We start from the raw sequence: 9,349 nt of genomic DNA on the forward strand, positions 1-9,349 counted from the left end.
CCCGCATAGGTCCAGTCGACAACCCGCAACCGTTCCGGGTCTATGCTCGCCCAGAAAATATCGAAACCGCCGATGAACGTGATCGCATAGGCCAGACAGACCAGCAGGCCGAAGACGATCAGCACCATCTGGATCGCATCGGCGTAAACCACCGCCCGGATGCCGCCGAGAAAGGAATAGACGATGGTGATTATGCTGATCGCCAGGATCGACTGGAGGAATGGAACGCCCAGCACCGCCTCGATGATGATACCGGTCGTATAGACCATGATGCCGGTGCCGAAGGCGCGCACGATCTGGAAGGCGACACTGATCAGGAAGCGCGTCGACCGGCCGATCCGCTGCTCGAGAAAGTCGAATATGCTGATCACGCCCGAGCGGTAGAGCGGCGGCATGATCACGAACATCACCAGCAGCATCGCCAGCGGCAGCGCGAATTCGAAAGTCAGCCATTTCAGCCCGCCGCCTTCCCGCAGGCCGACAAAGGCCGGCGCCGAGATAAAGCTGATGGCCGATAATTGGGTGGCCATGGCCGACAAACCGAGGGGGAACCAGCCGATCGCCTTGTTGCCGAGAAAATAGTCGCCTTCGTCATTCTGCTTGCTGAGGAACAATCCGAACATCAGCATCGCCGCGAGATAGGCGATGACCACGAGATAGTCGAAACTGTTCATTTATCCGGTCTGCAGCCCGTGGTTATCTGTTGATGACAAAAAAGGCCGGGATGCTTTCACATCACCGGCCATAAAGTTATTTGTTCGCAGGAGGAACAATGTGAGGCGCCGACCCGAGTTTTGGGAGGAGAAGGCCGGCGCCAAACTGGTTAGCCTTTGGCAAATTCCGGATAGGCTTCGACACCCACTTCGGCGATGTCCATACCGAGCATTTCCTGCTCTTCACTCGGACGCACACCGATGGTGTATTTAAGCGCAAACCAGACGATGGAGCTCGTGATCATCACGAACACGCCAGTGGCAACAACACCGGTAAGCTGTGCGACAAACGGCACTTCGGTGTTGGAGAAAGGAACGATCAGCGTACCCCAGATACCAGCCATAAGGTGGACAGGGATGGCACCGACGACATCATCGATCTTCAGCTTGTCGAGCATCGGAACGGCGAAGACGACGATTGCGCCACCGATACCACCGATCAGCAGAGCCTGCGGGACCGACGGAGCCAGTGGCTCTGCGGTGATCGAGACCAGACCGGCCAGTGCACCGTTGAGCGCCATCGTAACGTCGATCTTCTTGTACATGATCTGGGTCAGGATGATCGCGACAACTACGCCTGCTGCTGCAGCCATATTGGTGTTGACGAAGATCTTGGAGACATCGCTGACATCGCTGATCGTGCCCATGGCAAGCTGCGATGCACCGTTGAAGCCGAACCAGCCGAGCCACAGGATGAATGTACCCAGGGTCGCCAGTGGAATGCTCGAACCCGGCATGACCGTGACCTTGCCGTTGATATAGCGTCCCAGACGGGGGCCGACAATCAAGGCACCAGCCAAAGCCGCCCAGCCACCGGTCGAGTGGACCAGCGTGGAGCCGGCGAAATCACTGAAGCCCATTGCGTCGAGCCAGCCTGCGCCCCATTCCCAGCTGACAATCACGGGATAGATAAACCCGGTCAGCACGAACACGAAAATGAAGAACGGAATGACTTTCACCCGCTCTGCAACGGTGCCGGATACAATCGACGCCGTGGTTGCACAGAAAACCATCTGGAAGAACCAGTCGGAAGCCACCGAATAGCCGGTGTCGACATCGGCTTCACCGACGCCCTGCATGGCATAAGGGAAGTCGGCGATACCGAAATAGCCACCTTCAAAGCCCGGATAGGCAATCGAATAGCCGATGACCCAGAACATGATACCGGCGATCGAATAAAGGCCGATATTTTTCAGGCACTGCATCGACACGTTTTTCGACCGGACAAGGCCGGCTTCCAGCATGGCGAAACCGGCTGCCATCCACATGACCAGAAAACCACCGATCAGGAAAAGCAGCGTGTTGAGGATATAGGCGGTATTGGCACTGGGGTCGGCTGCTTCAACCGCCTCCTGCGCAAGCGCAGGAGCGGCGGCACCTATGACCGCCAATCCTGCAGAAATCGTCAAAAATTTTCTCATTATCTGTTTCCCCGATTAGATTGCTGTGTCGCCGGTTTCACCGGTGCGAATGCGGACGGCGTCTTCGAGACCGAGCGTGAAGATCTTGCCGTCGCCAATCGATTCCGTCCCCGCGGCGGTCTGGATCGCCTCGACCGCCTGGGCCGCGACAGCGCTGCTGCAGGCGACCTCGATTTTCAGCTTCGGAACCATGTTGGTGGTATATTCCGCGCCGCGATAGACTTCCGTCTGGCCCTTTTGCCGACCGAAGCCTTTGACTTCGGTTACGGTCATGCCGGTCACACCGACACCGGTCAGCGCTTCACGAACATCGTCAAGCTTGAACGGTTTGATTATGGCTATGATAAATTTCATTACGCCCCCTATTGTTGTTACCGGGGAACGCCTCGCAAAGCCCGTGCCAGAATCGGAAGGCTTTGGATTCAAGGGATTTTCAGAAAATCCGGCCGCTTAAGAAAGAGTAAATTTTGTGCATTGCAGCACGAGTGCACAATTTTTAGGCAATGGTGTGCGTGGCAAAGCAGGGTATTATGGAACATGATTCGCTGGACAGGCCGGCGCCAACAAAACAGGAAATTGAGATTTCGCCAGAGATGGTTGATGCTGGCTTGGATGTGCTGTGCGACTACGAACCAAACAACGGTGTCAAGCTATCTGATGTCGCCATCAACTGCTTCAGGGCGATGTCCGCCAAACTTCCACTCTCCGATAGCCACGAATAGTTTAAGGGCCTCATCGGCTTGGTCTTGTATATCAAGGCCAATCTGGTGAAGATCTTCAATTGAAACGTGTGTATTCTTTTTGGGCCGCCCCATCTGGGCATATGAAGCTTGACTGAATCCGGTGTTTCAGAATCGGCATGGACGCCATGTATTGCCATGTTGCGTTTGTCTGACAGGCCGCCCTGGATCGCTTTTCGGATAGATTTTATTTGGTCGGTTATTTGTTCTGGTGCCTCATGATGCTTGGCTAGGTTCAATGCGGTGTTAAGTCTGGGCTGCATGTCGAGGCCGCCAAATAAGATATCGCCTTGCTTTTCGTCCATATCGACAATTGCAAAAATTGAGTGCAGCACTAAATATTCTAACAACGCCCACTGGACGCATATGTAGCCGATGCTGGTCAAAATCTTTATGTGAGGGTCTGACGTATCCATGCAAAATACCGATCAAAAAAGAAGACGAGGTTCTAAAGCGGACGCTGAAAACGCCGCCTAAGCTTCATAAGGATAAGAAAGGGAGTCAGGACAATGAGGATACGAAAAAGACTAATAGGTCTAATTAGCAGCCTTCTTGGCCTGACTGTGTTCATTGACGACGTTAGGTGGGGGAGGCCCAACCTAACGCCACGCGATGATTAAAACCGCGCGTCCAGCCATGCTTTGGTGCCAATGTTGCATTTATAACAACTTGGCCGTTCATCAAATGGCACTACAGATATCATGTCATCATCATCGACAAAGCTAATGAGATGATCTTTGACTTCAGTCGCGGTGTTATTCACGTCTAAAAAATAGAATGACCGCATGACCTTGTGGCCTCCGAGTTCATCTAACTCAGCCCACAATTTAGGGTAGTCTTGTTGGTTATTGAGTTGGTAGCTTATAGCAAAACACGCCATATTTCAGCCCTTGTCGTTAAAGACAGGTCTTGCAAAATGGCAGAAAACGTGGCATAAATAATTGTCAAATCGGAAACGCCACGTTTCCAAACACTTTGGGTTTGGCGACCCGTCCAAAGGTTAAATGCCAAACTCGAATCGGGGGATGCCATCTGGTGTCCCCCGACTCATTTCGCTTAGCACAAATGTTGGAAAAAGTCGAGTCGGTGTTCCCTATGTGTTCATGGCCAGTATCGCTTTCGCTTTTCGCCGATCTGGCGGACGGTAAGCGTGTATTTAGGCTGCTGCTGCAACAGGCCGCCGATAGGTCAGGCGTTTGCCACGTGAGCCCTTCAAAGTTTCTGTGTTGGCTTCAACGTTATTCAACTTGCGAGTTCTGCTCCGCCATCCGGGCCATTATCTGCGGGATGACCTTTTCGGTCTCGCGGCGGCCGATATCGATCAGTTCCTCGGCACGGGTGAAGTTCTGGATGTCGATATGACCGACCGGCGGTGACATCGCGAAATCGGGAGGATCGAGCGCCAGCGAGTAGCGGCCGAGATTGCGCAGCGACAGGCCGACCGAGGCCTTGACGATGGCGAGACTGTTCGGTTCCTTGGTGCCCTGCTCGGCGATTCCCGCCGCTATCGAGCGGTTGAGAAAATCGTCCTGCAGATTGACCGACAGGCACAGTGCCTCGGGTGCCAGGGCCCGCACCGGCGAAACCGGGACCGGCAGGGCTGCTCCTCCGTCGACCAGCAGGCGGCCTTCATGCTGCACCGGCTTGAAAATGCCGGGCAGCGACATGGAGGCGCGGATCGCCGGCACCAGCTTGCCCGATTTCATCACAATCGTGTCGCCGGTGCGCAGATCAGCCGCAATGGCGGCGACCGGAAAGGGTAGATCCTCGAAAGTAAGCTGGCCGAATTCGGTCTCCAGTTCCTTTTCGATATTGCGCGCGCCCATGACCGCGCCGCGCTTGAAATGCGGGTCCATGAAGCGCAGCATGTTCCGGAAATTGACGTTGCGCGCCATGTCCTCGAGATAGTCGAGCTTGCCGACCGCATAGCTCGCCCCGGTAATGGCGCCGATCGAGGTGCCCGCAATTGCGGCAATTTCCAGCGGACTATCGTCTATCGCCCGCAGCACCCCGATATGGGTCCAGCCGAGGCCCGCTCCACCGCCCAGCGCAAGGGAAATTTTTCCGGCGCCGGTCACAGCGCGACATCCTCTGCCAATATCGCCCTTGCTTCGGCCAGATCCTCGGCCAGCACCATCACCCGCGCGGGCAATGCGATGCCGGCGCCCTCGACGATATTGACATTGCTGTCGAAACAGACCGCGCCAATGCCGGCTGATTCCAGCCGCCCACGAATGATCTCCGCTTCGACGCCGTGCATGTGACGGGACAGTTCGACCAGACTCATTGCCTATTTCCCGTCAAAATAGCGGTCGGACGCCCGCGTCGGCAGGCCGTCGATACTTTTGACCCGGCCGGCGGTTTTGGCCACCCAGGCTTCCGGATCGGCCTGACGGTGATATTTGACCAATGTTTCGCGCTCGGCTTTCATGTCCATCTGCGGTACGCCCCAGCCGCAACTGGTCTGGATATTGTCCAGCCTGATGTCGAAAATCTGGCGGGTGCCGGGCAATATGTCGAAATGGGAGGCCAGTTCGTCCCAACCTTCATCCTGCGGCAGCACCGGTTTGCCGGTACCATAGAGCCGCATGATCAGCGCTGGATTGGCAAAATTGTTGAACATGATGGTGATCCGGCCATCGGCGACCAGATGGGCGTGGGTCTCGTTGCCCGAGCCACCGAGATCGAGATAGGCGACCCGGTCAGGACCGAGCACGCGAAAGGCATCATAGCCCTTGGGCGAGAGATTGATCCGGCCGTCCGCCGCCGCGGTCGCGACAAAGAACATCGGCTGTTTGGCGATGAAGGCGATGTGGTCATCGCTCAATGCATCAAAAAATCCGCCATATCTCGCCCTTCTCAGTAAAATGGCCCGCCGAACAGCAGTTTCCAGAGCAACACCAGCAGCCAGTGGATCATTATCACAGGCCAAAAGGACTGCGATACAATCCGGATATGGGTCAATACTATGCCGAGGATGAACGTAGCAAATAGAAACGAAGGTTGCAGGAAAATCGCCGACCATGGGGGGCCGAAGGTCAGAGCCTGAAACGGATGCCAGAGCATGAACAGAAAGGCGGAGAGCCAGCTGCCCCAGCGCTGTGAATAGGTCGCGAGCCACGATAAGAGGACTCCGCGGAAGACCAGCTCTTCGACCAAGGCGGGAATGAAGAACAGGATGACTGCGGCCGTCAATGCCGAGGGAATATCTGTGGCCGGGTCAAAGCGGAGCCAGCCGCCCAGAAATCCTGCCAGCGCGATGATCGCCGCCGTCGGTAGAGCAATCGCAAAAGCGGCTTTCCAGCGACCGGCGTCGGGCCAGACCTTCACGCCCGCCAGGTCTGCTTCACCGCCGCAACCACCGCGCCTACCAGCTCGCTCCGGCCTCGACCGCCTCTTGCTCTCCGGGACGATACTGTCGGCCAAGAACCTTGTTGCGATGCGGGAAGCGGCCGAATTTCGCGATTATATCGCGATGTTCGTTGGCGAATTTCTCGTTGCTGCCGAGTTTCGTGAACAGCGTCACAGACCGGTTCTGCAATTGCAGGTCCTCGGCGTGCATGAACGGCATGTAGAGAAAGGCGCGTTGCTTTTCGGGCAATTGCTCGTCCAGTTCCAGATCGACCGCTTTTCCGGCAATCTGCTGGGCCAGATGATCGGTCGAAAAAGCGTCGGCGCTGTCGCGGAACATATTGCGCGGGAACTGGTCGAACAGGATCACGGCGGCCAGCGCGCTTTCAGGAGAATCCAGAAATGCACTGGCGGTTTTCGCCTTCTGCTCTTCCCATAGCTCGAGGAAACGCTCTTTTATCTGCTCGTCTATGGCATCGCTCTTGGCCCACCAGTCCCTGGGGTCAAGCTCTTCAAACCAGAAGGACAATATTTCGGCAGGCCAGTTCATCGCAGCGCAATCCATCCGGTTGTCAAGCGGTCCCCCCGACGGTCAGGCCTTCCACCAGCAATGTCGGCTGGCCGACGCCGGCCGGCACGGACTGGCCGCCCTTGCCGCACATGCCGATGCCTTCGTCGAGCGCCATGTCATTGCCGATACCGGCGACCTTGGTCAGCACGGTCGGGCCGTCGCCGATCAGCGTCGCGCCCTTGATCGGCGCGCCGAGCTTGCCGTTCTCGATCTTGTAGGCTTCGGTGCAGGAGAAGACGAATTTGCCGGAGACGATATCGACCTGTCCGCCGCCGAAGCTTTTGGCGTAAATGCCGTTCTTGACCCGGCTCATCAGCTCGGCCGGATCATCATTGCCGCCGCGCATGAAGGTGTTGGTCATCCGGGGCATCGGCGCGTGGGCATAGCTTTCCCGGCGCCCGTTGCCGGTGGCGGGGACGCCCATCAGCCGCGCGTTCAGCCGGTCCTGCATATAGCATTTCAATATGCCGTCCTCGATCAGGACATTTTCCTGCGTCGGTGTACCTTCATCATCGATGCTCAGCGAGCCGCGCCGCTCCTTGATCGAACCGTCGTCGACGACGGTGACGCCGGGCGCCGCCACGCGCTGGCCGATCTTGCCGGAAAAGGCGCTGGTGCCCTTGCGGTTGAAATCGCCTTCCAGGCCATGGCCGATCGCTTCGTGGAGAATGATGCCGGGCCAGCCGGGGCCGAGCAATACGGTCTGTTCGCCTGCAGGCGCATCGACGCTCTCGAGATTGACCAGAGCCTGTGCCAGGGCTTCGTCGACGGCACGGTTCCAGCGCGCTTCCTCGAACAGATCGTCGTAAAGATAACGCCCGCCCATGCCGAAGCTGCCGCTTTCGCGCCGGCCGTTTTGTTCGGCGACGATCGATACGTTGAGCCGGACCAAAGGCCGCACATCGGTGGCGACAAAACCATCGGGCCGGACGATTTCGACAACGCTCCAGCTGCCTGAGAGGCCCACGGAAACCTGGGAAACGCGAGGATCACGGGCGCGGGCGGCGGCGTCAATCTGCTGGCAGAGCGCGACTTTCTTCGCGAAGGGTATCGCCTCCAGCGGATTGGCTTCGCCATAAAGATGGCGGTTGTTGCCGCGTGGTGGCGGGGCTTTCTCGCCCTTCGCCGGATCGAGCAATTGCAGGGTCTGGGCGGCGCGACGGATCGCCGCCTCGCTGGTCTCGTTGCTGTAGGAAAAACCGGTCATCTCGCCCGACACGCCGCGCAGGCCAAAGCCGCTGTCGGTGCTATAGTCGGCGGTCTTCAGACGACCGTCATCAAAACCGAAACTCTCCACCGCGCTATATTGCAGATAAAGTTCGCCATCGTCGCAAGCCGAAAGGCTGTCGGCAACGAGCGCTTTGGCGCGCTCCGGATCGAGGCCATCGGGACGATAGAGAAACGAGCGGGGATCAAGCTTTTGTGTCATTCCCCATATATAGAAATATATTGGGGAGCTTGCACCCCCTATGTCGGATTAATCTTCGGAGAGCGCCGGAGAGACATCGGCAGGACCGCCGGTCAGAACGAATCGGCGGTCGCAATAGCCGCACTCGACATAGCCTTTTTCGTCGATTTCCAGCCAGACACGGGGATGGCCGAGCGCAGCACCGCCCGGAATATCGGTTGATCCGTCACAGGACACGCGCTTCTTGGAAGTTTTGACGATTTCGGGAATTTCGATCATGCCGGTGAATTAGCAACAGATTTGCGGGGGCGCAATATTTTCTCACGCCCCGCGATGATGATCCGCCATCATTGATAGTCGACGGTCATGATGAAAGATCCGCGATAGGCCCCTGTCTGCTGGTTGGGATTCACGCGCAGTCGCCCCCCGACCGTCAGGTCATAGATGCCGAGCGTCCCGAGCAGGCCGCGCACGAAGGTGCTGAAATTGCGGTTTCCGTTGCCGATCGCCAGCCGGTCGATCCGCATCTGGTCCGTGCCATTTGCATGAGTCACGAGCATCGATCCGGGAATCGATATTTCGACGATCTGGTTCGGTCCGCCATAGATTATGAAATTGGCCGGGCTGGTCACGCCGCCGGCAAGCGTCACCCCGCCGGTTGTCGATATATCGCCGTTGCGGGTATCGATAGTGACCGTGCCGTTTCCGGTGCCGGAAATGATGTTGCCATATTGCAGGTCCCGGGTCTTGACCACGGACAATGGTCCAATGGTCACAGCCCGGGCATCATTTTCAGCTGCTTGAGCGAAGGCGGCCGGTGCACCTGTCAAAACGACAAGCACGATAAAAAGGCCGCCAATCAGGCGTGGTAAGATTTGTTCTCTGGTCATCACAAAATCTGTCCTATATCGGTTGTTAACTGTCTTAGATCGATAGTCGTAAATTTACCTTTACCCGCATGGTTAAAATCACGGCAACCCTTGAAGACAACCGAACAAGTTGTTGAATTTATTCGCCAACATCTGACATCTTGCCCCTCGACCGGTCGCTCGCGCCGCCCGTGCACCACCGTTTGCGACAGGCAGCCGGCCGGCAGGATGTTCCGTTTTCCCCGTTCCGGGCCGTCTAGGTAGTGGACTCATAAA

The 9,349-nt window shown here is 57.0% G+C and carries 13 protein-coding genes; all 13 read right to left on the bottom strand.

The genetic code is table 11. The annotated features are described in order from the left end of the window. On the bottom strand, positions 1-674 hold a 674-nt coding region (locus C8024_RS03885), incomplete at its 3' end, for a hypothetical protein (RefSeq protein WP_217271975.1). A 149-nt stretch (positions 675-823) separates the two neighbouring features. Then, positions 824-2,134 (bottom strand): ammonium transporter, encoded by a 1,311-nt coding sequence (locus tag C8024_RS03890; protein WP_100094128.1) that lies wholly within the window; start codon positions 2,132-2,134, stop codon positions 824-826. 15 nt (positions 2,135-2,149) lie between these two features. Then, positions 2,150-2,488, bottom strand: coding sequence for a P-II family nitrogen regulator (locus C8024_RS03895; RefSeq protein WP_067201060.1), 339 nt, complete (start codon positions 2,486-2,488; stop codon positions 2,150-2,152). A 271-nt stretch (positions 2,489-2,759) separates the two neighbouring features. After that, positions 2,760-3,290 (bottom strand): hypothetical protein, encoded by a 531-nt coding sequence (locus tag C8024_RS03900; RefSeq protein ID WP_217271976.1) that lies wholly within the window; start codon positions 3,288-3,290, stop codon positions 2,760-2,762. Positions 3,291-3,490: 200 nt separating this feature from the next. After that, a complete protein-coding gene (locus C8024_RS03905) occupies positions 3,491-3,754 on the bottom strand; it encodes a hypothetical protein (RefSeq protein ID WP_173203009.1) in 264 nt (87 codons plus the stop codon). 358 nt (positions 3,755-4,112) lie between these two features. Continuing rightward, positions 4,113-4,952, bottom strand: a complete 840-nt coding sequence (locus tag C8024_RS22480) for a patatin-like phospholipase family protein (RefSeq protein WP_173203011.1) — start codon at positions 4,950-4,952, stop codon at positions 4,113-4,115. Next, complete coding sequence (locus C8024_RS03915; protein WP_100094126.1) at positions 4,949-5,161, bottom strand: DUF2007 domain-containing protein; 213 nt, start codon at positions 5,159-5,161, stop codon at positions 4,949-4,951. Before C8024_RS03915 ends, C8024_RS22480 begins: the two co-directional genes overlap by 4 nt. Positions 5,162-5,164: 3 nt before the next feature. Beyond that, the gene (locus tag C8024_RS03920; protein WP_302051588.1) at positions 5,165-5,701 is read right to left on the bottom strand and encodes a pyridoxamine 5'-phosphate oxidase family protein; all 537 of its coding nucleotides are present in this window, start codon (positions 5,699-5,701) and stop codon (positions 5,165-5,167) included. Positions 5,702-5,733: 32 nt separating this feature from the next. Beyond that, positions 5,734-6,204 carry a CPBP family glutamic-type intramembrane protease gene (locus C8024_RS20870; RefSeq protein WP_173203013.1) on the bottom strand — a complete coding sequence of 157 codons (471 nt, stop codon included), beginning with the start codon at positions 6,202-6,204 and terminating at the stop codon, positions 5,734-5,736. A gap of 37 nt (positions 6,205-6,241) precedes the next feature. Beyond that, complete coding sequence (locus C8024_RS03930; RefSeq protein ID WP_173203015.1) at positions 6,242-6,775, bottom strand: DUF924 family protein; 534 nt, start codon at positions 6,773-6,775, stop codon at positions 6,242-6,244. Between the two features lie 22 nt (positions 6,776-6,797). Next, the gene (gene tldD, locus C8024_RS03935; RefSeq protein WP_173203017.1) at positions 6,798-8,225 is read right to left on the bottom strand and encodes a metalloprotease TldD; all 1,428 of its coding nucleotides are present in this window, start codon (positions 8,223-8,225) and stop codon (positions 6,798-6,800) included. Between the two features lie 48 nt (positions 8,226-8,273). Next, entirely contained in the window at positions 8,274-8,483 is a 210-nt protein-coding gene (locus tag C8024_RS03940) for a zinc-finger domain-containing protein (protein ID WP_173203019.1), read from the bottom strand. Between the two features lie 68 nt (positions 8,484-8,551). Continuing rightward, positions 8,552-9,094 (bottom strand): DUF4402 domain-containing protein, encoded by a 543-nt coding sequence (locus tag C8024_RS03945; protein WP_100094119.1) that lies wholly within the window; start codon positions 9,092-9,094, stop codon positions 8,552-8,554. Positions 9,095-9,349: the final 255 nt, after the last annotated feature.

It is taken from the genome of Sphingopyxis sp. BSNA05, from assembly GCF_013265645.1.
Lineage (GTDB): Bacteria > Pseudomonadota > Alphaproteobacteria > Sphingomonadales > Sphingomonadaceae > Parasphingorhabdus.